At 65.9% G+C, this 21,373-nt stretch carries 24 protein-coding genes; 20 read left to right on the forward strand and 4 right to left on the reverse strand.

The annotated features are described in order from the left end of the window. On the reverse strand, positions 1-2,010 hold a 2,010-nt coding region (locus BMX74_RS33865), incomplete at its 3' end, for a DNRLRE domain-containing protein (RefSeq protein ID WP_256257449.1). Positions 2,011-2,783: 773 nt separating this feature from the next. On the opposite strand from BMX74_RS33865, the gene BMX74_RS33870 reads away from it, so the two are divergent. Continuing rightward, positions 2,784-3,116: a transposase gene (locus BMX74_RS33870; protein WP_091104614.1), complete on the forward strand. Its 333-nt coding sequence runs from the start codon at positions 2,784-2,786 to the stop codon at positions 3,114-3,116. Here BMX74_RS33870 and BMX74_RS44465 read toward each other — a convergent pair. Continuing rightward, positions 3,008-3,469, reverse strand: a complete 462-nt coding sequence (locus BMX74_RS44465; protein WP_177227610.1) for a hypothetical protein — start codon at positions 3,467-3,469, stop codon at positions 3,008-3,010. The genes BMX74_RS33870 and BMX74_RS44465 overlap by 109 nt on opposite strands. Before the next feature lie 408 nt (positions 3,470-3,877). On the opposite strand from BMX74_RS44465, the gene BMX74_RS33880 reads away from it, so the two are divergent. The 3 genes from BMX74_RS33880 (at position 3,878) to BMX74_RS33885 (ending at position 6,652) form a co-directional block, all read left to right on the forward strand. Then, the gene (locus BMX74_RS33880; RefSeq protein ID WP_091104617.1) at positions 3,878-5,776 is read left to right on the forward strand and encodes a DUF6571 family protein; all 1,899 of its coding nucleotides are present in this window, start codon (positions 3,878-3,880) and stop codon (positions 5,774-5,776) included. Between the two features lie 146 nt (positions 5,777-5,922). Beyond that, positions 5,923-6,345, forward strand: a complete 423-nt coding sequence (locus BMX74_RS43425; protein ID WP_143078859.1) for a hypothetical protein — start codon at positions 5,923-5,925, stop codon at positions 6,343-6,345. A gap of 4 nt (positions 6,346-6,349) precedes the next feature. Next, entirely contained in the window at positions 6,350-6,652 is a 303-nt protein-coding gene (locus tag BMX74_RS33885; RefSeq protein WP_091104618.1) for a hypothetical protein, read from the forward strand. 1 nt (position 6,653) lies between these two features. Here BMX74_RS33885 and BMX74_RS33890 read toward each other — a convergent pair whose 3' ends face one another. After that, entirely contained in the window at positions 6,654-7,442 is a 789-nt protein-coding gene (locus BMX74_RS33890) for a GntR family transcriptional regulator (RefSeq protein WP_091104620.1), read from the reverse strand. Between the two features lie 80 nt (positions 7,443-7,522). Between BMX74_RS33890 and BMX74_RS33895 the strand changes: the two genes are divergently transcribed. From BMX74_RS33895 to BMX74_RS33915, 5 genes are all read left to right on the forward strand, one after another. Then, positions 7,523-7,891, forward strand: coding sequence for a hypothetical protein (locus BMX74_RS33895; RefSeq protein ID WP_143078860.1), 369 nt, complete (start codon positions 7,523-7,525; stop codon positions 7,889-7,891). Then, the gene (locus BMX74_RS33900) at positions 7,875-8,195 is read left to right on the forward strand and encodes a hypothetical protein (RefSeq protein WP_091104623.1); all 321 of its coding nucleotides are present in this window, start codon (positions 7,875-7,877) and stop codon (positions 8,193-8,195) included. Before BMX74_RS33895 ends, BMX74_RS33900 begins: the two co-directional genes overlap by 17 nt. A gap of 28 nt (positions 8,196-8,223) precedes the next feature. Then, the gene (locus BMX74_RS33905) at positions 8,224-8,463 is read left to right on the forward strand and encodes a hypothetical protein (RefSeq protein WP_143078861.1); all 240 of its coding nucleotides are present in this window, start codon (positions 8,224-8,226) and stop codon (positions 8,461-8,463) included. A 185-nt stretch (positions 8,464-8,648) separates the two neighbouring features. Next, positions 8,649-9,341, forward strand: coding sequence for a GntR family transcriptional regulator (locus BMX74_RS33910; protein WP_091104626.1), 693 nt, complete (start codon positions 8,649-8,651; stop codon positions 9,339-9,341). Continuing rightward, positions 9,338-10,246, forward strand: coding sequence for an aminoglycoside phosphotransferase family protein (locus tag BMX74_RS33915; RefSeq protein WP_091104628.1), 909 nt, complete (start codon positions 9,338-9,340; stop codon positions 10,244-10,246). The genes BMX74_RS33910 and BMX74_RS33915 overlap by 4 nt, the downstream gene beginning before the upstream one ends. Here BMX74_RS33915 and BMX74_RS43430 read toward each other — a convergent pair. Further along, the gene (locus BMX74_RS43430) at positions 10,243-11,652 is read right to left on the reverse strand and encodes an NsdA family TPR-like regulatory protein (protein WP_143078862.1); all 1,410 of its coding nucleotides are present in this window, start codon (positions 11,650-11,652) and stop codon (positions 10,243-10,245) included. The two genes, BMX74_RS33915 and BMX74_RS43430, sit on opposite strands and share 4 nt — an antisense overlap. Before the next feature lie 288 nt (positions 11,653-11,940). Here BMX74_RS43430 and BMX74_RS44470 point away from each other — a divergent pair, with 288 nt between their 5' ends. The 11 genes from BMX74_RS44470 to BMX74_RS33970 all read left to right on the forward strand — a co-directional run bounded on the left by BMX74_RS44470 (position 11,941) and on the right by BMX74_RS33970 (position 21,025). After that, positions 11,941-12,108 carry a hypothetical protein gene (locus BMX74_RS44470; protein WP_177227612.1) on the forward strand — a complete coding sequence of 56 codons (168 nt, stop codon included), beginning with the start codon at positions 11,941-11,943 and terminating at the stop codon, positions 12,106-12,108. Between the two features lie 22 nt (positions 12,109-12,130). Then, on the forward strand, positions 12,131-12,451 hold the full coding sequence (locus BMX74_RS33925; RefSeq protein ID WP_218154133.1) for a WhiB family transcriptional regulator: 321 nt from the start codon (positions 12,131-12,133) through the stop codon (positions 12,449-12,451). A gap of 79 nt (positions 12,452-12,530) precedes the next feature. Beyond that, on the forward strand, positions 12,531-13,451 hold the full coding sequence (locus BMX74_RS33930; protein ID WP_177227613.1) for a DUF2637 domain-containing protein: 921 nt from the start codon (positions 12,531-12,533) through the stop codon (positions 13,449-13,451). Beyond that, positions 13,451-13,852 (forward strand): hypothetical protein, encoded by a 402-nt coding sequence (locus BMX74_RS33935; RefSeq protein ID WP_091104633.1) that lies wholly within the window; start codon positions 13,451-13,453, stop codon positions 13,850-13,852. Before BMX74_RS33930 ends, BMX74_RS33935 begins: the two co-directional genes overlap by 1 nt. Continuing rightward, complete coding sequence (locus BMX74_RS33940; protein ID WP_091104635.1) at positions 13,849-16,080, forward strand: hypothetical protein; 2,232 nt, start codon at positions 13,849-13,851, stop codon at positions 16,078-16,080. The genes BMX74_RS33935 and BMX74_RS33940 overlap by 4 nt, the downstream gene beginning before the upstream one ends. Before the next feature lie 139 nt (positions 16,081-16,219). Then, the gene (locus BMX74_RS33945; protein WP_091104637.1) at positions 16,220-16,438 is read left to right on the forward strand and encodes a hypothetical protein; all 219 of its coding nucleotides are present in this window, start codon (positions 16,220-16,222) and stop codon (positions 16,436-16,438) included. 27 nt (positions 16,439-16,465) lie between these two features. Next, positions 16,466-16,912 carry a single-stranded DNA-binding protein gene (locus BMX74_RS33950; protein WP_091104638.1) on the forward strand — a complete coding sequence of 149 codons (447 nt, stop codon included), beginning with the start codon at positions 16,466-16,468 and terminating at the stop codon, positions 16,910-16,912. A gap of 154 nt (positions 16,913-17,066) precedes the next feature. Then, positions 17,067-18,080: a bifunctional DNA primase/polymerase gene (locus tag BMX74_RS33955; protein WP_256257433.1), complete on the forward strand. Its 1,014-nt coding sequence runs from the start codon at positions 17,067-17,069 to the stop codon at positions 18,078-18,080. A 23-nt stretch (positions 18,081-18,103) separates the two neighbouring features. Further along, entirely contained in the window at positions 18,104-19,282 is a 1,179-nt protein-coding gene (locus tag BMX74_RS33960; RefSeq protein ID WP_143078863.1) for a DUF3631 domain-containing protein, read from the forward strand. A 174-nt stretch (positions 19,283-19,456) separates the two neighbouring features. Beyond that, the gene (locus BMX74_RS33965; RefSeq protein WP_218154134.1) at positions 19,457-19,651 is read left to right on the forward strand and encodes a helix-turn-helix transcriptional regulator; all 195 of its coding nucleotides are present in this window, start codon (positions 19,457-19,459) and stop codon (positions 19,649-19,651) included. 9 nt (positions 19,652-19,660) lie between these two features. Then, entirely contained in the window at positions 19,661-21,025 is a 1,365-nt protein-coding gene (locus BMX74_RS33970; protein WP_091104642.1) for a tyrosine-type recombinase/integrase, read from the forward strand. The last annotated feature ends 348 nt before the right edge of the window (positions 21,026-21,373 follow it).

Raw genomic sequence — 21,373 nt, forward strand, 5'->3', positions numbered from 1 at the left:
CCATGCAGTGTCGCGTGTGGTCCCAGAATTGCCTTTGCCGGATGCGTCCGCTACCGAGGAGCCCGTGCCCTCGTTCATGCCATACGCTGCCACCAACCCAGTGACAGGTGGCAGACCGGCTGCGGTAGTGAAAGCCCACGAGTATGAGGCCGTCATGACATTGCCGTCAACGTCGACCGCACCCTTTATCTCGGCCGTGTATGTAGTTGTCGGCGTCAGCGCTTGGGCCGGCACGAAACTCAGCGACGCGCCCTTGAAGGTAAGGTCCCCTTCAATGATCGATCCGTCGGACTTTTTGAGTAGAAAGGTCGGCGTTATGATTGGTTCATCAAACGTGGCCTGCACGACCGCTGAAACCGGCACCTCGTTTGCATTGGCGGCTGGGTCAGTTGCGACCACATTTGGAGGTGTAGTGTCGGTCTCTGGTTCAGAGGTCTCTTCAGATAAATCCAGTTCGGCCAGCCAGTCCTCGCGGGACACGTCTTCCGGAGGGTAGAAACCGAATCCGGCGTCCTGAATGAATGCCTGTTCAGCATCCTCTCGGAGTCCGCGTGCCTGCTCGGTGTCAAGGCCAGGAAGGGAGGGGTGCTCGGCGCGGTCAGTAAGGTGCGCGGCTACCATCTCGTCTGTCGGAGGGGTTCCGTCGCTTGGACCAGGAACGAAGAACCCCTGTACCTTGGTCTCTGTGGGCGGTTCATACAGCACGAACAGCACCGGGGGACGACCAAGGTCATAATCCTCTTCAGAGGTCAGATATTGCCGCCAGGTAAAGCCGCTACCCTCGTTGAGGGCGCTGATCTGTAGTCCGTAGTTGGGCTGGCCGTCTGCCCATGCTTGAACGATGCCCTCAATGGAGTAATAGATTTCCCCCTCGCCGTCGGGGCAGTATATGTCCTGCTCAGAGGTATCACCGAGGATGCGACCATAGCCGCTATTCTTAATACCTTGGCCGGAGGTGGTGACCGATGGCTGGTTTGTCCAGCGCAGCGTGCTCATCGACCAGTCGCTGGTGACACGACGAACCACCATGTCTCCACCGTTGGTGCCGCATCCACTCGTAATGAAGTTCCACGGTCGAGTGTCGGCATTAATAATCTTCCGACCGTAGAACGGGGCATTAGACAAGTCGAACTTTATATAGGAGCGATACAGATAACCGCCTTTGGAGCGCCCGGCCACCATGAGCTTCATGTCCTGGGTGACGGTTGCGCCCCAAAATCTGTCGTCTGTGGCGATGAACGCGTCGGCTGGGAAGCCTGGCCCATACCAAGGAGTCGGATCGCTGGCCAGAATGACCGGGTATTCCGTCTGCTCATCGGCCAAAAACTTGGCATCTGGTGTATAGATCAGATTCGACCCGTCGGCTTCGACGCTAGCCGTGACGATCCCGCCATCGGTTATGGAGTTGGCTGCTTTTGCATCCAGCATTATACCGGGAGAGACGTCAGCGACCTTCTTTCCTTCGCGAATTACCTCGACCTTGCCCGACTTGGTCCGATACTTAAGGCCTTGCTCCCCTTGGATCGGCATTCGGATGGTTAGCGGCTTGCCTGGGCGCTTTTGAATCACCACGTTCTGCCGGATGCCGGTCGGTGTGATCTGAATCTGCAAATCTATACCTTCGCCGTAAACGTTAGCATAGTTTGCCGTGCTGCCAGAAAGGGTCGGGGCGGGCAGCATTTCGGTGGAGCTAAGCTGCATTACACCGTTAGTGCTCTTGATGGACAGCAGTTGAGTATTTCCGCCCGCTGAAAGTGTTACCGCATCATTGATGGCCTTTGGTCGAACTACGCCCTTCTCTTGCAGGAGGGTTGTATCGATAGTCTGCCAGGTTCCGTCTTCCTTCTTGAACCGGACGGGATCGTGGTAGATGTAGGTTCCAACCGTTTTCCCATCAGGGTTGGCAACCGTAGTCATATTCGGCCGGTGTAATGCTGGAATTTCGACCTGCTTGCCCTGTTTCTTTGCCTCGGTGAGGGCTGTACGTACCGGGTTGGGTAGTGGGGCCATCACCGGCGGAGCAGAAGTAGGGGTGGGAGTGGGTGATTCCGCCGCTGCAGGAGGGACCACTAACAGAGAGATGGATAATCCCAGGAATACAGCGAGGGAGGCACGGCGAGGGTAGCCGTGTAGTTTAAATAACTTGACAGATGAGACCATCGGCGCCCTTCGTGAGATCACGAGCAAAACTAGGCGATCTTGACACATTGGGGCAACGAAAGTAAACCAGCCTTCCGTAGCTATGTTGCTACGGTGCGTACTCTCTGGTTCCAGCCGAGGCGTGTACCAGCCTCCGGTGGAAGGACACGGACCTTGGGTGGCTGGGCAAACGCGTCGAGCGGGCGCAGCAAATCGCGTGAGGATCTGGCGGAACTTGGGCATGCCTTCCCTCTGGTGACTTCACGAGGCGGACAATATCGGTCCAGATGTGGCGCCGGTTCTACCGGCACTGACGAGTGCGTTCACGCATGACGCATCGTCGGCATGAACCTCCTCTGCGTGCTGCTCCAAACTAATGGTGGCTTGAGCGCGGGCCGTCCTCTGCAGGACGTCCTTATGGGATCCCGGCACCATGCTGTAGGCGTGGATGCGCTCGCTTCCAGTGATCCGGATGTTGGCGGAGGCGGTGTCGGAACCTCTCGGAATGCCTGGCTCGGTCATCGGGCGGGTCGTCTTCTCCTGGGGCAGGATGATGATCTCCTTGAACCGCGAGCGGGAAGCCCGGTAATTGCTGTGCTTTAGACCGTGACTTATCTGGGGATCGATCGTTACGCCATGCGTGGATGCGTTCCTCCAACGACTGTCGCGATGAGGTGTGGGAGCTGCTTGAGCCCGTGGCTCCACTGGCGTCAATCCGGCCGCAAGGAGGTGGACGGCGACGGGTGGACGATCGGACGATCTTGGCGGCGATCGGGTATGTGGCGACCACAGGATGTGCGTGGCGGCAATTGCTGCCGGTCTTCGGCGCCTCCTGGCAGACAGTGAACCGGCGCTTCGCCGAATGGAGTCAGGCGTGCGTGTGGGCGAAGAAGCTGGGCCCCGCATCATCATTGCCGTGGAACCGCTGCGACCTTGCCGGCCCGCCGAGCTGCGAGGACAGCCCGCGGTGGATATAGAGGTGATCGGCGCTGTCGGCACCGAAGTGGCGGCGCTCGCATACGGGTGCCAGCCCCTTGGTATCGGGATGGTGAGCGAAGTGACAGACACGATCACCGTAGAGCTTGTGCATGAGCTCCCATCCGCAGCCGCCGAGAAGAACGCCGCAGAAGAAGCGTTTGTTCTTGTATCGCGACAGGTAGAGCACCGCTTCCCTGCGATCGGTGGGAAGGGAGATGGGGTGATCGGAGTCGGGGCGGCCCAGTACTGCGGTTTGGACGCGGCGGGTGTCTTGAGTCATGAGATCTCGCAGAATCCCCTCCTGCTGCTGATGCAGCAGAAGGTACGAGAACCGCGAGGCAACGCGCAACATCGCATTTGGGTCGACGGCGAGTTATGAGCTCTGGACCGATGGTCGCCCTTGCCGCGGCAACGAACTTCGGGCCTTGGGGTCCACTAATGAAGCTGAACTCGGCAGGCGCTCGCTGCGTACTTCATGGCATTGGGGATTTCGGAAGCCGGGATTGAGCATGCTGTTGCGTTATGCGTCCTTCGCCGGAGGTCTTGTGTTGTGGGAGGATCCTGCTGTTGTTGAGCATGCCGGAGACCCGCCATGACGACGCCTTCGCCGGTTCCCCAGCCGTCTCCCGAACAACTACCGGTACGTCCTCCAGCAGATCCTCCGGCCCGCGCCGACACCACCCCGGAGCCTCCCTCCCCGACTCCGCCGGCGGTAGCGCAGCCGCCCGACTGGGGGTACTCGGGGATCGACCCGAAGCTGATGGGCGACTTCGAACGAGACTTGGGGCGGGCGGAGGTTACGCTCGCCAGGAGTGAACCGCTGATTCGCCGAACGTTGCAGGACCTCGATCTCGACACGTCGCAGTTGGCTGCGATGCGGGAGCTGGGCAACTGGATCGGTGCCATGCGTCCGGAGTTGCGCCGCCGCAACGACACCGTTCAGGCCGTGAGCACGGAGTGGGGTCCCGCAGGACCCGATGGGATGAGCCCCTTCGACGAGGCCCTGTACAGCGGCGCCTCCGGCGATGCCCACGTGTACGCGGCTGCGGTCAAGCTGAGCGAGCTCAAACCTTCCAGCGACGTGGACGAGAAGACCGTCGCCCAGTTGGAGAAGCGAGCTGGTGACGCGGATTTCGCCACATCGCTGATGTACGCGCTCGGTACCGAGCGGTTTCGCCATCTCATGGCGGCGCTCGTGTACCAGAAAGACGCCAAGAAGCAGCGTGTGCAGGCGGCACTGGGCAAGGCGCTGGGCGCGGCCAGTTCGCGCCTGAGCACATCGTGGCGCAAAGAACTGCTCACGAACCTCAGAGTGCCGGTGGATCAGCACGCGCTCGCAGCGCTGCTCCCGTTCGGCGCGTTCAATCAGGATTTCCTGGTGGCGACGGCGAAGAAGCTGGAGGCCCTGGATCGAGAGGCGTCCAAGGACAACCTCTCGGGTGGCATCCCGCACGACCCGATGATCGGCGTGATGCGGGCGCTGGGCAACCACCCGAAGGCGGCTCAGGACTTCTTCGTCGGCGATCCCAGCGTGCTGAAGCGCTATGTGACCGAACGTCGAATGTATGACGAGGGGGAAGCCTTCGGTAAGGCACTGGAGGCCGCCACGATGACCTATCGGGACCGTGACGGCACACCGCAGGACCCGTCGCCAGGCTTCACCTCGACCGTCATCGCCTGGGATTTCATCCACTGGGAGGCTCAGCGAATCCTGGCGGGTACCGAAGGTCCTTCCTTCGCTTCCACCGGCTCTGCAGCCCGCATCCTCGCCGGTTACATCAACGACGTCAACCGCGCCGCCAAGATGCCCAAGGCCAGTGGATCAAAAACCTACGGACCCGATCGCCCCTATCAGCCGAGAGAGGATCAGGTCTGGGGCGCAGAGTTCAATCGGGAGGATCTGCGCAAGGTCATGGAAGACCTGTTCAAGCAGGACTCAAAGGCATTGGCCATGGTTCTGGCGGCCGAGACCGCATGGTCGAGGAAACTACTGGACCACGGCGCTGCGCAGGCTGCCGAGAGCAAGGACATCAAAGGACTGAAGGCCAACGCACAAGAAATCGGAACGGGGTTCGGGCTGATCACCGACGCCAGCGGACTGGCCACGATCCAGAAAGGCAAGGAACTGGACGAGGCGCAGGAGAAGAACATGAAGATATTGATGGCGTTGGTCAACACCGGCCTTGCGATTCCACAGCTGGCTCCTTGGGCGAGGATCGCCGGAGTGGTGGGCGCCTGGAACATCATTATCGAAGACTCTGCCAAGACCGAGAAGAACGCGAACAAGGCTACGTACGATGCGAACACAGCTAAGGACAAGGCGAAGTTCTTACTCGACCAAATGACCGTCGACGCTATGCTGAGGCACGGGTTCTTCGGTAGGGCCGAGCCTGCCAGTCCTACGCATCCGTGGGGTTCCTTGGAGGGACTGAGCGCGGGAGAAGATCCTCGGAAGTCGCCCAACAACTTCTTGAAGGGTGATGGGAACTCGCTGATGACGCTGCATGAGATGGCTCCGTACGAGGGTGACATCAACCAACGACTCCAGGCGTACCAGAGATGGCTCTATGACGGCCTGGCCGGGGAGCAGTGGGGAAAGGTCGCCGGGGATTTGGAAGCGGGTTTCGAAAGAGGGTTCTCGGAGTACAAGCCGTCATGAGATCACGTCTCGCTTGGTGGGTCGCAGTGCTAAGCGCATCAGTCCTGCTGACCGCATGCCAGCAGGAAGCTCCACCAGTAAACAAGGCGTCGCTTCCATCCGCTCCAGCCCCGCCGTACATCTGTGACTATGTTCCGCTTGACGCTGTGCGGCTGATGACCGGCGTGCAAGATCCCATTGTCAGAGGGCGCTTCAACACGTCAGCAGGCGAAGGCTCAGGCTCCGGTGGGTGTTTCGTCTACCAACCGGACGGCAACAAGCCGAAGGTTCTGGACGTGACCTTGTCCGCCGGTGGGTCAGAGAAAGATGTTGAATCCCAGATCGGCCAGGGGGCTCGGCGCCTACCGGAAATCGTTCCCGGCGGGGTCGGCTATTACGGCCAGGATGGAAGTGCCGGCAGCACCCAGGCCGCAGCTGTGCTCGTGCGTGGGGACGACCTTCTGATCGTCGAGCTGGTGCAGGGTGTCAAAGGGCGGGACAGCATGGCGGACGTCGTGGCTCTGATGAAGCTGGTCGCGCCGAAACTGATCCTTGACGTCAGACCCTCGCCGAAGAAGACGAAGAGCTGATCCGATGGCAGCGATGGTCCGCAACCCGCTTTACGAGGCGCTCCAGCAAGCCGTCCGCACGATCGGGCCGCTGATCGAGCAGATCGACGCCGACGTGGACCGTCCCTGCCGGATGTTCCGCACTGGCAAGGTCTGGACCGGGCGGAGCGCCAAGCAGTTCGACGCCCAGCTCGCCCAGTACGGCACCCGAGTTCGCACTTCCGGCCAGGCAATCATGGATGAGCTGCGGCAGGCGTTGAGCCGTACACCGAGTGAGGTGACGGAGGAAGAGGCCGCCTCGATAAGGCGGAAGTACCGCATCGCCTGAGCTACGCCGAGGCGCTGGAGACGTGTCCCATCTTGCCGCTGTAGACCAGCGTGAACCGGTCGGCCGGTACCACGATGTCCGCCGTCTCGACCTGCGTCTCCCCGGAGTAGTACGTGCGCTGGATCGTCACCATAATGGCGCCGGGGGCGTGGCGTAGCCGTTCGCATTCCTCTGCCGTCCCTGGCCGTGCGCCGACTTCTTCCACCCAGTCGTCGATGGGCATCCCGATGCTCAGCATGCGTTCGGCCACTCCGCGGCCGGCCAGCATGCCGTCCTCGGGCAGCACGATCGGCGTCCCGCGCGTGACTGCGAGCGGTTCCCAACTGGTCGAGAGCATGACCGGCTCGCCGTCGGACGAGAAGACGTAGTCGGTCCGAACCACGTCTTCCTCGTCGCCTGCGGGCTCGCCGAGGCCCAGGCGGTCGCGGATCTCGGGCGGGGCCTGGAGCGTCCGCGACTCATAGGTCCAGCCGGCCTCGCGGCCCTGGCGGTCCATGTCCTGCATGAAAGGTGAGCCGTACGGCGTCGCTCGGTACCACGCGCGGATGAGGCGTTGCGGCTCGCGAGGGAGCCGTACGAACGTGCCCGCCCCGGATCGTGCGACGGCGAGACCTTCGGAGATGAGCACCTTCAGCGCCTCGGCCGCGGTGGAGCGTGAGATGCCGAGATCGGCCGCGAGCCCCGGTACGGAGGGCAGGCGATCTCCTTCCCGCAGCTCTCCTGACCTGATGCGTTCGCGCAGTTGGTCGGCGACTCGCAGGTACAAGTGGCGCTCGTCTTCTCGGTTCACGCGGGTAGCTTGACAGCCTTACCGGGAAGCTTCAAGCTTATCGGGACGCAGCTAAACCTACCCGAGAAGGTTAGCGCTTGATGTATCGGCAGTCCCTACCACCCATCCCGGACAGCATCGAAAGCGTGGCCGTTTGGGCGCGTGGCATCGCTCAGGCCGAACGACCGAATCTCGCAGGCGACGCCGAGCGGGTTGCCCGTGCCCTGATGTCCGCTGCTCTCCGACGCGCCAAACGCGGCGAGCTCATCTACACGCGAATCGACGTGACGCACGACAGCCTGCGCATCGAGGTTCACGACCCGGGCGGCTGCGACCACGCAGGCGGCTTCGAGACCGCCGAGCTGTCCAGCGTCACGACGTCCTTCGGCGCATCCGGCGACCACAGTGGGCATCGCACGTGGGTCATCCTGCGCGAACACTGGGAGGCACGTCATGACCTCCAGAAATGAGGATCAGGGCAGGGCGGGGCAGGAGCCGGGCGCAGGCGCCGGAGGCTCAACCGGGTACGCGCTGCTCAACGACCTGCGGGGCGCGTTCAGACGGTTCTATGTCTGGCGCGACGCTCAAGGCGGGTGGCGCGCGAGACCGCTGCCGAAGCCGACCATCGACGAGATCGCCTTCGGGGTCCTGCCAGAGTTGGCGGCTGAGACGCCGCTGGAACTCGCCTTCGTGTGCACGTGGCAGCGTAGCCGCCGCAACGTCCATCGCTACCTGCAGAAGTACGCCCTCGAAAGGCCGTGCCGTGGCTCCTGATGCGTCCGGCCCGAAGTGGGAGCCGTACATGCGGCCTGCACGAGATCGCATTCGGATCATCGAGACCTCATGCTGCGGTGCCTACGAGTGGGCCTGCCAGGGAGGGCAGTTCCTCATCCTTCGCGCCAAGGACCCCGAGGGCTTCGAGGAGACCGGTAGAGGGCTCCACAAGCAGGCACGTCTGATCTGGGATGCCCTCATTGCGGAGCACGAGAACGAACATCGCCGCAAGAACATGAGCCCGGACGTCGCCGAGCCGGCGGCGTAGTCGGACTGTCCGGCTTCCAAAAGGATCACCGTGTTCGCTTGCATAGGCCAACGATGCCGATCCGCGGGCGCTGTCTCCCGGCTGCTCTGAGGGAAGGACTCCGAGAAGCGTGAGGCGGCAATGCCTCGCAGGTTCGGGCTCGTCCGTCCTACTCTGGAGGCAGAGTGCCTCGGCGAGGGAGCGCGATGAGCAAGGCGAAGGACGGTCCTACGTACGTACGCATAGCTGAGGACATCCGTAGCCGTATTCGCCAAGGCGATCCTCCCGTCGGCGCGCTGTTGCCCTCCGAGGCCGTCCTCGCTCGCACCTACGGCGTGGCGCGAGGAACGGTTCGTCAGGCGGTAGCCGAGCTGGAGCGCGTGGGGCTGGTGGCCAGCGAGGCCGGCCGTGGGCGTCGCGTGATGGGGGAGGGTACGCCGGGTGCCCGGCGTGCGGCCTCCACGCAGTACGAGACGGTCGCCGAGGAGCTGCGCAAGCGCATCGAGAGCGGTGAGCTCGTTCCCGGCCGGCAACTGCCCAGTGAAGCGGCGATGGCGGATGGGTTGGGCGTGTCGAAGGGGACCGTCCGCCAGGCGCTTCACCTGCTGGCCTCCGAGCAGATGATCGCCGCTGTTCATGGCAGAGGATGGTTCGTCGGGGGGCCGGACCACGCGCAGACGCGTGCCGACGACGTCGCCGGCGCACTACGCCAGGAAATAGCCAGCGGGCAACTGCCCATAGGGGCAGTGCTGCCCGGAGAGAACGTGCTCGCCCAGGAGCGAGGCGTCGCCCGTGTCACCGTCCGGCGCGCTCTCGCGCTGCTGGAAACCGAAGGGGTCATCGAAAAGAGGGCCGGAAGAGGCCGTGTCGTCAAGTCACAACCAAAGGGCCTCTCGTGACGGTGTCCCAGCCGCCCATCGTCCCCTTCACCTCGGGCGAAGCGCAGGCCGCCCTTCAGGAGGCATGCCAGCTCGCCGGCCTGAGAAGCGATGGCGCACGGCTGATACGTCTCGGCGAGAACGCTCTGTACGTCTTGCCGGCCGAGCGGGTAGTGGCGAGAATCGCCCGCAGCCTGGACGTACTGGCCGACGCGCGCAAAGAGGTGGCCGTGTCGGCCTGGCTGAACGGGGCAGGCCTTCCGGCGGCGAGAACGACTGCTCATGATCAGCCAATTGTCGTGAGGGACAAGCCAGTCACGCTGTGGCACTTCATCGAGGACTGCGGAAGTCCAGCGGACCTCAACGACCTGGCCACCGTCCTTCGCGCTCTCCATCGGATGCCGGTTCCCGCGGAACTGGCGCTACCGGAATTCGAGATCCTCGGCCGCGTGTCCGAACGAATCTCCGCGACTGACGTCCTCTCGGATGAGGAACGTCGATTCCTGCTCATGAGGTATGAAGAGTTGCAGGCAGCCTACGCGACTCTGAACTTCCCTCTGGCCTCGTGCGCGGTTCACGGTGACGCCCATTCGGACAACCTCATCAAGGCCGCTGACGGCACGGTGGTTCTCATTGACTTCGAGCGGTTCGCTTTCGGCCCTCCCGAAACAGACCTGGCCGTCACGGCCATCGAACACACCCTGGGCTGGGGCAGCCGTGCCGAATACGAGCAGTTCGCGGAGCTGTACGAATTCGACGTCATGGCATGGGAGGGCTATCCCGTGCTCAGCGCCATCAACGAGTTGAAGATGACGACCTGGTTGATGCAGAACGTCGATGAAGACGAGGCCATCGCGCAAGAGTTCCGAAACCGCCTTTTCTGTCTTCAGAACCCGGATGCGCCTCGGCGGTGGCGGCCCTTCTAAGCGCCCAGTGCCGGGTACTTCTCTCCGATGACGGTATTGAATGCCTGCACCGAGTCCTCGCACTCGTAGCCCACCAGCTCGGCCTTGAGGTCGCGGATGTACCGCAGATAGCGCTCGGACTTGAGGGGGCCGGCGAGATCGACCGCTTCCATCGCCACCTGGGCCGCCTTGCTGGGTTCTCCGCTGTGGACGTAGCTGGCGGCCTGCACCAGGCGGTCGAAGGCCAGAGTGCGGACGTACATGGGGTCGCAGAGATCGACTGCCTGGCCCACGAATTGCATCGCCTGTGACGGGATCCTGAGGTCGCGGTAGCAATGCGCGCCCTCGCTGGCCAGTTCGGCCTCGTCGAAGTAGCGCGACCATGGAGGGTCGTCGTCGACGTTGCGCCTGCTGAAGAACTTCTCCGCCTCAAGCAGGGCACGAGCACACTGCGCCTCATCCCCGTTGCCGGCGTGAGCTCGCGCCTCCATCGCGTGGAACAACGCCATGGGAGTGGCGGTCGCCACGTCCTTGCAGCCCTCCTGCGCGGCACGGGCCAGCCGGATCGCCTCGTTGTAGCGTCCGAGGTAGTTGGCCTGATGGCTCATGTCCGCGAGCAGCAGGCCGCCGATCATGCGGTCGCCCGACTCCTGCGCCAGACGCAGTCCTTGGAGGAAATACCGCTGCGCCAGGCCATGGCGCCCGAGGTCGTAGGCGGTCCAGGCCACCAGCTCGGTGATCTCCGCAGCCGCGGCATAGAGCGCGCGGCCCACTGGCTCGGTGAACTTGCCCTCGAGCATCGGGACGACTTCGCGGTTGTAGTACTGGATAAGAGCGGATCGCGCGTGACCGCCACCGAATTGGAAGCCCATGTTGGCGAACAGTTCAGTGGTCGAGCGAATGGCCTGGACGTCCCACTGCCCCACGGATGGTCTGGCGCTCTGTCTGGTCTTCAGCGGTTCAGGACGGGAGAGCAGCCAGGAAATGAGAGCCTCTCCCCACGCGTCAGGGACGACCACGCTTTGAATCGCCGCAGGATCGTCGGCGAGGTCTCGGCGCGTCAGGCTCAGAAGCCGGCTGCCGACATCAGATACTCCGCCGCCAGGTGCAAGAGCGGCTTCAAGTGTCTCCGGGGTGACGACACTGGCCAGGCCGATGTCGTCGAGAGTGAATGTCACGCCGGCTTTCCGGCTCAGTGCCTCTGCGATGAATCGCGCGGTGGCCGTGCGTGGTTTCACACCATCGAGCCAACGCTTGACGTCCACATGCGTACAGCTCAGACTAACGCCTTCTTCGCTGGCAATCTGCCGCACTCGTGAGGCAAGTCCGGAATTTGAACAATCGGCGCGTCGCATAGCGTGCGCTAGCGCCACATTGGGCATACGGGACATTCTCACCTCCATGAAAAGCACGGCCTCGGCAATCATGGCGCGGATGAGAGTCGCGGGGGCCTCGTTCCGCAGATTCTGCGCCCCGTGTTTCACCTGGTCAAGGAAGTAATCACCCCCGATATGCACCCCCTGTGCTTTCAGTCCCGGGGGTGAGCACAGTGTTGCCGGGGCGTGACACGAGGAAGGCTTGAGTCAGCAGGAACGAGCGAGGCAAGCCCTGCAGGACCCAAGACCGTCGGTGCCTGTGACTTGACTCTCCGTGACTGTACATGTTCTATGTCTCCTAGAACCTGCTTGCAGGTTCTCGAACCGAGAGGGCTCAGCATGCTCGTCCGTCCACGCAAGGTGCTCCCGACCGTCCTCACCATCTGCGTCCTCCTCTACGCCATGAACGACCCGGAGGGAGCGGCAACCGTCGTCAAGGCGGCTGTGCACCTGCTCATGAGCGCGTCCGAGTCGTTCACGCGGTTCGTCCAGACCATGAGCAACTGATCGCAGGAAGAGAGATCTGCCGATGACACGAAGCATCAACCGCCCGCTCCACCCGGCGCGCATGTCGCTCGCCGGGGTCGAAGCGGCCTGGCAGGTGGACGGCGAGACGCCGCTCCCCGAGTGCACGTACGACCCCGAGCTGCACGTCGGCCCGCGGCTCACGATCGAGACCAGCGAGGAACGCGCTGCCCGGGAGGCCGTCGCCCGGGAGGTCTGCGCCTCCTGCCCGGCCCTGCACGCCTGCGCGCTCTACGCGCTGAAGGCCCGCCCGACCTCGGGTGTCTGGGCCGGCCGCACACCCGACGAGCTCGTGGCTGAAACGGAAGACCGGGAGGTGGCCTGATGGTGAGCAGCATCCGTGCCTGCTCCTGCCGCAGGCACTGCATTGGGAGCCACCTCGACCGTGCGGGGGAGGTGGCCGCGTGAACGCCCTGACCAGGGGAGAACGGACGGCGATCGCCATCACGGCTTCCGTCACCGGAGCGCTGGGCGTCCTCGGGTTCGTCAACAGCTTCGACAGGGTTGCCGGCGCGGCCGAACCGTCCTTCGGGTGGTTCGCCTGGACGGTGCCGCTCGGCATCGACCTGGGCATCGCCGCGTTCTCCGCCCTGGACATCGTGCTGGCCCGTCTCTGCATGCGGCTGGGCTGGCTGCGGTTCATCCCGTGGACGCTGACCGGCGCGACCGTCTACCTGAACGTGGCCGCATACCTCGGTGCGGACTGGTTCGCCGTCGTCGCCCACGCGCTGCTTCCGCTGCTGTGGGCCATCGCGGTCGAGGTCGGCGCGCACGTCGTCAGGAAGCGCGCGGACCTGGCTCGGCCCGATCACATGGACGGCATCCGCCGCTCCCGCTGGCTGCTGGCGCCGCTCGCGACCGCCATGCTGTGGCGACGCATGGTGCTCTGGGAGATCCGTAGCTACCCGGAGGCCCTCGGACGGGAACGCGAACGCGTCCTGGCCAAGACGGAGCTGCAGGACCGGTACGGCCGCCTCTGGCGCTGGAAGGCCACCCGCCGCGAGCGAGCGTTGTACCGCCTCGGCGAACTCACGCCGGGCGACGTCCCAGCACCGGTTCCGGCTGTCCCCGATCATCCGCCGGCCTTGACGCTCGCGCCTCGGAATCTCCGTGCGCCCAGGAAGGCGCCACCGCCGGACGTGAGCGATCTCGTACCGCTGGGACGGCGCGTGGCCGCCGACCTCGAAGCTCAGGGCGAGCCGCTGACCCGTGACCGGCTGCGAGACGCCATCCGCAGCCACGGGCGGAGCATCTCGACCGATCGGGCCGGAGCGCTTCTGGCGCAACTGAAAGCCGAGCCCGTGCCGGACGGTGAGGCCGCCTGATGACGCTGAACATCACCGACACGCGCATGACCTCGGACGCCTGCATGAACGTGGCCGAACTCCACGGCGACCGATGGAGCGTCACGGGTTACCCCGGACGGACCTTCGACCGCCACCAGGCCATCACGGCGATGCTGCTGGCCGAGGTTCTCACCCAACGCACGTTCCCCGAGAACCGGACGGAGCTGCTCGCCGCCACCTGGCGCGCCGAACTCGGCATCACCGAGGCGGACGGACCGCACATCCCGACCGCCACCACGTCCGCAGACCGACCGGACGAGCAGCGGTCCGACCGCGCATCGTCCCCGACCGCCACATGGGACGCGGCCTCATCCGCCAAGACAACGACCGCGTCCCACGACCCCGTGACCAGCAAGTCAGACGAGGTGCACTCATCATGACCCATCACCAGGACGACCCCAACCACGAGGACGAGGACAGGACCACTCCGTCCGCCCGCGAGGGCAAGGACGCGGACGTCGTTCACCTGGACGTCGCCCGCGCCGGACGCCAGCCGCAGCGGCCCGATGCCGACCGGCAGGACTCGGACGACCGCACGGCGGACGGACCGGTCCTTGGAGGCGAGGCGGTCCGCGTCGACCGGCCCGGTCCGACCGGTGGCGACTGGCGGACCGCACTGGAGGCGAAGGCCCGCAGCCGGCAGCCGATCGTCCCGCTGTGGCTGCGGTCCCGCACCGAAGCCGTCGAGACCCTCAAGTGGGTCGCCCTCCACTACCTGCACGTGGCCGGATACCAGGTCGTCCGCCTGCCGCTGTACGGAGGACGGCTGACGGCCCGCGCTCCTCGCGGCCTCCTCCGCCTGGTCGGCGGTGTCGTCAAATGGACCTTCGACCTGGAGGGTGAGCCGGTACGGCTGGCCGCCGTGCAGAAGGCCGACCCGGAGGTGTACCTCAAGCTCAGCAGGCAGCGGGACTCCCGCGTGCGGCTACGCGTGCTGATCTCCAGCGCGGCTCTGGTCACGCTGCTGGTCGTGTGCCTCATGATGGCCGAGCAGGCCACCACGGCGCAGTGGGCGGCGCTCGCGGTCGCCGTCGCCGCGCTCGGCATCCTCGGCAAGCCCGCCGACCGGCCGCTGATCGACCGGGCGGTGGTGCCGTCCACGGTGGAGAAGCTGACCAGCGACATCGTCGTCCGCGCCCTGACCGTGCTCGGCATCGGCGGCATCAATCAGGCGATGGCCAAGAACCCCAAGGACGCCATCCGGTTCGTCGCTCCGATCACGCGGGACGGTCCCGGCTGGCGTGCGGACATCGACCTGCCGTACGGGGTGACCGTGGCGGACGTGATGGACAAGCGCGACAGGATGGCCTCGGCGCTGCGCCGTCCGCTGGGCTGCATCTGGCCCGAGGGCGACAGCTCCGTCCACGAGGGGCGGCTGATCCTGTGGGTGGGGGACAAGGACCTGTCCAAGACAGTCGTGAAGTCTCCGCTGGTCAAGGCCGCTTCGCATGACGTCTTCAAGGGCATCCCGTTCGGGTGCGACCCGCGAGGCCGCGCCATCGTGGTGCCGGTCATCGAGCAGAACATCCTGATCGGCTCGCAGCCCGGCCAGGGCAAGACCGCCTCGGTGCGGGTGCTCGCGTCCGCCGTGGCCCTGGACCCGTCCGCCGAGTTGTGGATTCACGAGCTCAAGGGCACCGGGGACCTCGACCCGCACGAGCAGAACTGCCACCGCTACGTCTCGGGCATCGAGGACGAGGCCATCGCCTACGCCGCCGACTCGCTGGCGCTGCTCCGCAAGGAGGTCATGCGCCGTGCCGCCTCCCTGAAGGCCCTGCCCGCGGACCTGTGCCCGGACAAGAAGGTCACCCGGCAGATCGCCGACCGGCGTTCGCTGGGGCTGCACCCGCTGGTGGCCGTCTTCGACGAGTGCCAGAACCTGTTCGCGCATCCCGACTTCGGCGCGAAGGCAGGGGAGGACGCCGAGTTCGTCATCAAGCTGGGGCGAGCCCTGGGTGTGGTCCTGGTGCTGGCCACCCAGCGGCCGGACAAGGACAGCCTGCCCACCGGCATCAGCGCGAACGTCACCATCCGGTTCTGCCTGCGGGTGGCCGGCCAGCTCGAGAACGACATGATCCTCGGTACGTCGGCCTACAAGAACGGCATCAGGGCCACGGTGTTCCAGCCGAAGGTGGACGCCGGCATCGGCTACCTGCTCGGCGCGACTCCGATGCCGAAGGTGGTGCGCACCGCGTACCTGGACACGCCTGCCACCCAGCGCATCGCGAAGCGCGCGCACGCCCTGCGAGCCAGTGCCGGACTGCTGGGCGGGCACGCCCTCGGAGAGACACCGGAGCACGTCACGCCAACCTTCGACCTGCTGGCCGACATCCTGGCCGTGGTCCCGCCTTCGGAGGCGAAGGTGTGGAACGAGGTCATCGTGGATCGCCTGGCCGAACTGCGGCCCGAGATCTACGGCGCGTGGGCGGGCCTGGAAGGCGGCGCGAAGACCGCCCAGCTCACGACCGCCCTCAAGCCGTACGGGATCAAGACCATCCAGGTGTGGGGCACGTCCGAGGGCGGCGGCAAGGGCGCGAACCGCATCGGCGTGGCCCGCGACGACATCACCACGGCAATCACACACCGTGATCGAGGACAGGCTTCGTAGGGGCCCGATCGCCTCTAGACCTAGAGGCAGATCCCTCTAGGTCTAGAGGCCCGCCTAGAGCCTCAAACGGCCCTCTACCAGCGATCTAGTGCCTAGACCCTGACCTGCGAAAACCCGGGAACCGGCCCTGGAGGCCCACATGGCTACCGCCATCGCCCTTCTCGTCGTCTGCCTGCCGATCGTCACTCTTGGTTACGGCCTGTTCTGCCTCGCGTCGCCCTGGGGCGCCTGCCTGCGCTGTCGCCCCGGCGGCCGGAACCGCACCTGCCGCGCCTGCGACGGCACCGGCATGCGGCCACGACTCGGCTGGCAGCTCTACGTCTACACCCGCCGCCTCTACCGCGACGGCAGCCGCTGATCCCCGTTCCAACGGAAGGAATCCCGCATGTCCGGCGAGACCAGCATCACCATCATCGGCAACCTGACCAACGACCCCGAACTGTGTTTCACCCAGACCGGTACCGCCGTCGCCACCTTCACCATCGCCTCAAGCCCGCGCGTCTACAACAAGCAGCTTGAACGGTGGGAGGACGGCGAAGCCCTCTTCATGCGCTGCTCGGCCTGGCGCGACCTCGGCGAGCACGTCTGCGAGTCGCTCGCCCGAGGCACCCGAGTCATCGCCTCGGGACAGCTCCGGATGCGTACGTACGAGACCAGCGAGGGCGACCACCGCACGGTCTTCGAGATGACCGTCGATGAGATCGGCCCGTCCCTGCGGTTCGCCACGGCCAAGCCCGTGAGGGCGGCGCGCAAGGTCGGGAGCGGCCACGACGGCGGCGCGCCTGATCCGTGGGCGACCGCGGCCCCGGCGGACGACACGCCGCCGTTCTGACGCCGTCAGACAGCACCGGGATACGGCCTCGGCGACCAGCCGCCAAGCACGACCGCCGAGGCCACCCACCCCGATCACGAGGAAAGGCACTGCCAGCATGACACCCACCCACACTCACCACACCCCATCCAGAACGCCACGCTTTCGGGATGGCGTGGCCACCACTCCATTGGACGCCTTCGAGCTGGAGGTGGCCGAGGCCGATCGTCTCGGGCTCCCCGCCATCAAGAAGGCGTCCAATAGGGGAAGCGACCTGACCCGTCACGCCCTGGAGGCCGCCGCCCGTGGCTGGCGTGTCTTCCCGCTCACGCCGCGCGGCAAGAAGCCGTTGCGCGGGTTCACGGGCTGGGAACGGCACGCCACCAGCGACGCCGACCGCATCGCCGCGTTCTGGTCGCGCGGGCCGTACAACATCGGCATCGCCTGCGGCCCGTCCCGCCTGGTCGTGATCGACCTCGACCAGCCGAAGCCCGGCGACCAGCCACCTGCTGGCTACGCCGAGCACCATCCGCATGACGGCGAGCAGGTCTTCCGCCTCCTCTGCGCGGAGCACGGGCAGCCCTACCCGGCCGACACGTTCACCGTCCGCACCCGGCGTGGCGGCACCCATCTCTACTTCACCGCGCCGGAGGACGTGGAACTGCGTAACAGCGCAGGCCACAGGGGCGGCCTCGGCCGGCTGATCGACACTCGCGCGAGCGGCGGCTACGTCGTCGGCCCCGGCAGCCAGGTCAGCCAGCCGGACGGCACCGGCCACTACGAGATCACCCTCGACGTGCCACCCACGCCGCTCCCGGCCTGGCTCGCCGAAGCCCTCGGACCCTCCACACCGCCGCCACCACCGAGCACGGCCGACCTGCTTGCCAGCCTGCATGAACACCGTCTCAGCCGGTACGGCCAGGCAGCGCTCCGCGGCGAAGTGGAACGCGTGGCCACCGCTCGGCGCGGCACCCGCAACCACACCCTGAACACCGCCGCCTTCAACCTCGGCCAGCTCGTCGCACATGGCGCGCTGCCCGCCGAGGCGGTCATCACCGCTCTCCGGTCCGCCGCCGAAGCCGCCAACGCCGCAGGCGACCCGAACCCGCCCCGCGAGATCGCAGCCGTCATCGCCTCAGGACTGGCCGTAGGCATGAAAGCCCAGCCCCGCCGTCGCAGGGCCGCATGAACACCGATCAAGGAGCACCACCCATGAACCACCGCACACCTGACGGCGCCGCCCTGCTCGACCGGCTACGGGCCGCGCTCACCCGCTACGTCATCCTGCCGAGCCCGGAGGCCACCGACGCCGTCACCCTCTGGATCGCCGCCACCCACGCCCAGCCCGCGTGGGCGCACGCTCCCCGCCTGGTCATCCGTGGACCCGAGAAGCGATGCGGCAAGTCCCGGCTCCTGGACGTGGTCGAGGCCACCTGCCACGACCCGTTCATCACCGTCAACTCCAGCTCCGCGGCCGTCTACCGCTCCATCACGGAGGACCCGCCGACGATGCTCGTGGACGAGGCCGACACCATCTTCGGCCCCAAGGCGGACGGCAACGAGGACCTGCGCGGCCTGCTGAACGCCGGACACCAGCGCAACCGCCCGGCCAAACGCTACGACGCCGCCACCAACCGAGTGGAGAGCATCCCGACGTTCGCCATGGCGGCACTCGCCGGCATCGGCGCGATGCCCGACACCATCGAGGACCGCGCCGTCGTCGTCCGCATGCGCCGCCGCGCACCGGGAGAGACCGCCGCCCCCTACCGGCACCGCCGCGACCGGCCTCCGCTGCGCGACCTGGCCGCCGACCTGAACCGGTGGCTCCGCACTGACCTGCCGGCGTTGGAGGCAGCGGAACCCTGCATGCCGGTGGAGGACCGCGCCGCCGACACCTGGGAACCGCTGGTCATCGTGGCGGACCGCGCGGGGGACGGCTGGCCTGACCGCGCCCGTGCAGCCGCGTTGGCGCTGACGGCCGAGGCCGACGACAGCGGACAGTCGTCGGTACGGGTACGCCTGCTCGCCGCCTGCCGCACCGCGTTCGGCTCGGACACCGCACTGCCTACCGCCGTCTTGCTGGAGCGACTCAGAAGCGACCCCGAGAGTGAATGGGCTGACCACGGCCCTTCCGGCCTGACCGCGATGAAGCTCGGCACCATGTTGCGCGAGTACGACATCCGCTCGGGCAACATCCGCTTCCCCAACGGGATGCAGGCCAAGGGCTACCAGCGGGGCGACTTCGCCGACGCCTGGGCGCGCTACTGCCCGAGCCTGGGGCCCGTCCCGGAGGCCGAGGTGGTGCCGATCGAGAGGGAGAACCGTCCCACCCGTCCCAGCCTCGTCACCGCAGGTCAGAGCGGGACGGCTCCGATCGCCGGGACGGCCTGACCCGTCCCGCCCACTCAAGCCGTCCCGGGCTTGACCTGCGGAAATGACCCTGGGACGGCTGGGACGGCTCCCCCCGCCACATCCCCCCGTGGACACCCTCGGCGACCAGCCGCCAAGCACGACCGCCGAGACATCACCCGCACCGACCACGACGCCCGAAAGGCAGTGACCACCATGCCTACGCGCCCCAAGACCATGCTCACCATCGCCGAGGTCCTCGACGAGATCGACGTGCCGAAGTCCACCTTCTACCGCTGGCTGAACACCGGCCGCGGCCCGAAATCCCTGAAACTCCCCAACGGCAAGCGCAAGGTCCGCCGCTGCGACCTGGACGCCTGGCTCAGCACCTTCGAGCAGACCGCAGCCTAGGAGGGCACGATGCTGACTCACGACGTGGTGATCTGGAGTATCCGTAACCGCAAGGACCGCGCCAAGCCGTACCAGCTTCGATGGAAGGTCGGCACTGAACCGAAGTCCAAAACGTTCCTGACCAAGGCACTCGCCGACAGTTTCCGGGCCGATCTGCTCAAGGCCGCGAAGAAGGGCGAACTCTTCGACACGGTCACCGGCCTGCCCGCCTCCATGACGAAGACGGAGAAGACCACCCTGAGCTGGTATGGCTTCTGCCGCAAGTACGTGCGCATGCGCTGGAAGGGCGCCGCCGCCAAGACTCGCGAAAGCATCGTGGACAGTCTCACGGTCGCCACCTTCGGCATGCTGACCGAAGACGCCGCCCGCCTCTCCAAGAAGGAGATCAGGGCCGCGATGCAGTGGGCCCTCATCCCGCGCCAGGAAGACGAGACGACCCCGCCCCACCTCGACTACGCCGTTCGCCTGCTCGAAAAGGGCACCATCAACGTGCGCGACCTCGCCGACCCCATCGTCGCGCGTCAGGTGTGCGAGGAGCTCACGCTGACACGCGACGGCAAGCGCGCGGCAGCCGACACGACGGCGCGCCGGCGCCGAGGCCTCAACACCGCGCTCGAATACGCGATCGACCTCGGCGAACTGACCGAGAACCCACTCAAGCGCGTCAAGCAGAAGAAGGTGGCCAGAGACAACAGCATCGACCGGCGGTGCGTGGTCAACCCCGCACAAGCTCGCGAGCTCCTCGTCAGCCTCTCCTACGTCGGAAGTTGGCATCGCGGGCGAGGCCGCCGCCTCGTCGCGTTCTTCGCCACGCTCTACTTCGCCGGCCTCCGGCCGGCCGAGGCGATCGGGCTCCGGGAAACCGACTGCGCTCTACCGCAGGAAGGATGGGGAATGCTCACCCTCGAAGTCACCCGCCCGAGCAGCGGCAAGCAGTGGACCGACAGCGGGACCGTGCACGACGAGCGGGGGCTCAAGCAGCGAGAAGAACGCGAGGTCCGGCCTGTGCCGATCCCGCCGGAACTGGTTCGCATCCTGCGGGCGCATCTCCAAGAGTTCGGCGTAGCCCCTGACGGCCGGCTGTTCCGCAACGAGCGCGGTGGCATCCTCGGCGCTTCCACCTACGCGCGGGCCTGGGAGGAGGCCCGCCGCCTGGCCCTTACTCCGCAACAGGTCGCCTCGCCTCTGGCAGGAAGGCCCTACGACTTGCGTCACGCCGCCCTGTCCACCTGGCTCAATGCAGGTGTGGACGCAACGGTGGTGGCCCAGCGCGCGGGCAACAGCGTGGAGGTCCTTCTCAAGCGGTACGCCAAGTGCCTCGACGGACGCGACAGCCAGATCAACCGCCGCATCGAGGCCGCCCTGGAAACCTGATCGAGCTCAACCGACAAGGTTTTGAACCTTGTCTTCGCCGTCCGGGAGGGCGACCAGAGAAAGGCTGGTTACGTTCTCACGGACGGCGACAAGATCGAGGTGGGATCTCAGACCCCCAAAGAGTCCCGTCACCCCGTGGGGCCCGTATGCGACACGCTGTCAGTCGCGGACCTCGTCGACCTGGAGGGCGACCGCCACGCCAGGGCGGCGAGGATCTCGGCCTGGACCAGGAGGATGTTGCGACCCTCGGTCGCCGCGGAGGGCGACCGCCGCCGTCCCAGTGGGGCGGCTGATGGACGCTGCCGTATTCGTTGCGACCCTCGGTCGCCCCGGAGGGCGACCGCCACT

It is taken from the genome of Nonomuraea pusilla (assembly GCF_900109355.1).
Taxonomy (GTDB): Bacteria; Actinomycetota; Actinomycetes; order Streptosporangiales; family Streptosporangiaceae; genus Nonomuraea; species Nonomuraea pusilla.

Bases quoted from the DNA above. Each gene is read 5' to 3' on its own strand.
- BMX74_RS33900 (WP_091104623.1), top strand. From the start codon at position 7,875: ATGACCTCCAGAAATGAGGATCAGGGCAGGGCGGGGCAGGAGCCGGGC.
- BMX74_RS33945 (WP_091104637.1), top strand. From the start codon at position 16,220: ATGGCTACCGCCATCGCCCTTCTCGTCGTCTGCCTGCCGATCGTCACT.
- BMX74_RS33910 (WP_091104626.1), top strand. From the start codon at position 8,649: ATGAGCAAGGCGAAGGACGGTCCTACGTACGTACGCATAGCTGAGGAC.
- BMX74_RS33960 (WP_143078863.1), top strand. From the start codon at position 18,104: ATGAACCACCGCACACCTGACGGCGCCGCCCTGCTCGACCGGCTACGG.
- BMX74_RS33970 (WP_091104642.1), top strand. From the start codon at position 19,661: ATGCTGACTCACGACGTGGTGATCTGGAGTATCCGTAACCGCAAGGAC.
- BMX74_RS33905 (WP_143078861.1), top strand. From the start codon at position 8,224: ATGCGGCCTGCACGAGATCGCATTCGGATCATCGAGACCTCATGCTGC.
- BMX74_RS44465 (WP_177227610.1), bottom strand. From the start codon at position 3,469: ATGTTGCGCGTTGCCTCGCGGTTCTCGTACCTTCTGCTGCATCAGCAG.
- BMX74_RS33880 (WP_091104617.1), top strand. From the start codon at position 3,878: ATGGGCGACTTCGAACGAGACTTGGGGCGGGCGGAGGTTACGCTCGCC.
- BMX74_RS33925 (WP_218154133.1), top strand. From the start codon at position 12,131: ATGACACGAAGCATCAACCGCCCGCTCCACCCGGCGCGCATGTCGCTC.
- BMX74_RS44470 (WP_177227612.1), top strand. From the start codon at position 11,941: ATGCTCGTCCGTCCACGCAAGGTGCTCCCGACCGTCCTCACCATCTGC.
- BMX74_RS43430 (WP_143078862.1), bottom strand. From the start codon at position 11,652: ATGATTGCCGAGGCCGTGCTTTTCATGGAGGTGAGAATGTCCCGTATG.
- BMX74_RS33895 (WP_143078860.1), top strand. From the start codon at position 7,523: ATGTATCGGCAGTCCCTACCACCCATCCCGGACAGCATCGAAAGCGTG.
- BMX74_RS33935 (WP_091104633.1), top strand. From the start codon at position 13,451: ATGACGCTGAACATCACCGACACGCGCATGACCTCGGACGCCTGCATG.
- BMX74_RS33965 (WP_218154134.1), top strand. From the start codon at position 19,457: ATGCCTACGCGCCCCAAGACCATGCTCACCATCGCCGAGGTCCTCGAC.
- BMX74_RS33950 (WP_091104638.1), top strand. From the start codon at position 16,466: ATGTCCGGCGAGACCAGCATCACCATCATCGGCAACCTGACCAACGAC.
- BMX74_RS33940 (WP_091104635.1), top strand. From the start codon at position 13,849: ATGACCCATCACCAGGACGACCCCAACCACGAGGACGAGGACAGGACC.
- BMX74_RS33870 (WP_091104614.1), top strand. From the start codon at position 2,784: ATGCGTTCCTCCAACGACTGTCGCGATGAGGTGTGGGAGCTGCTTGAG.
- BMX74_RS33885 (WP_091104618.1), top strand. From the start codon at position 6,350: ATGGCAGCGATGGTCCGCAACCCGCTTTACGAGGCGCTCCAGCAAGCC.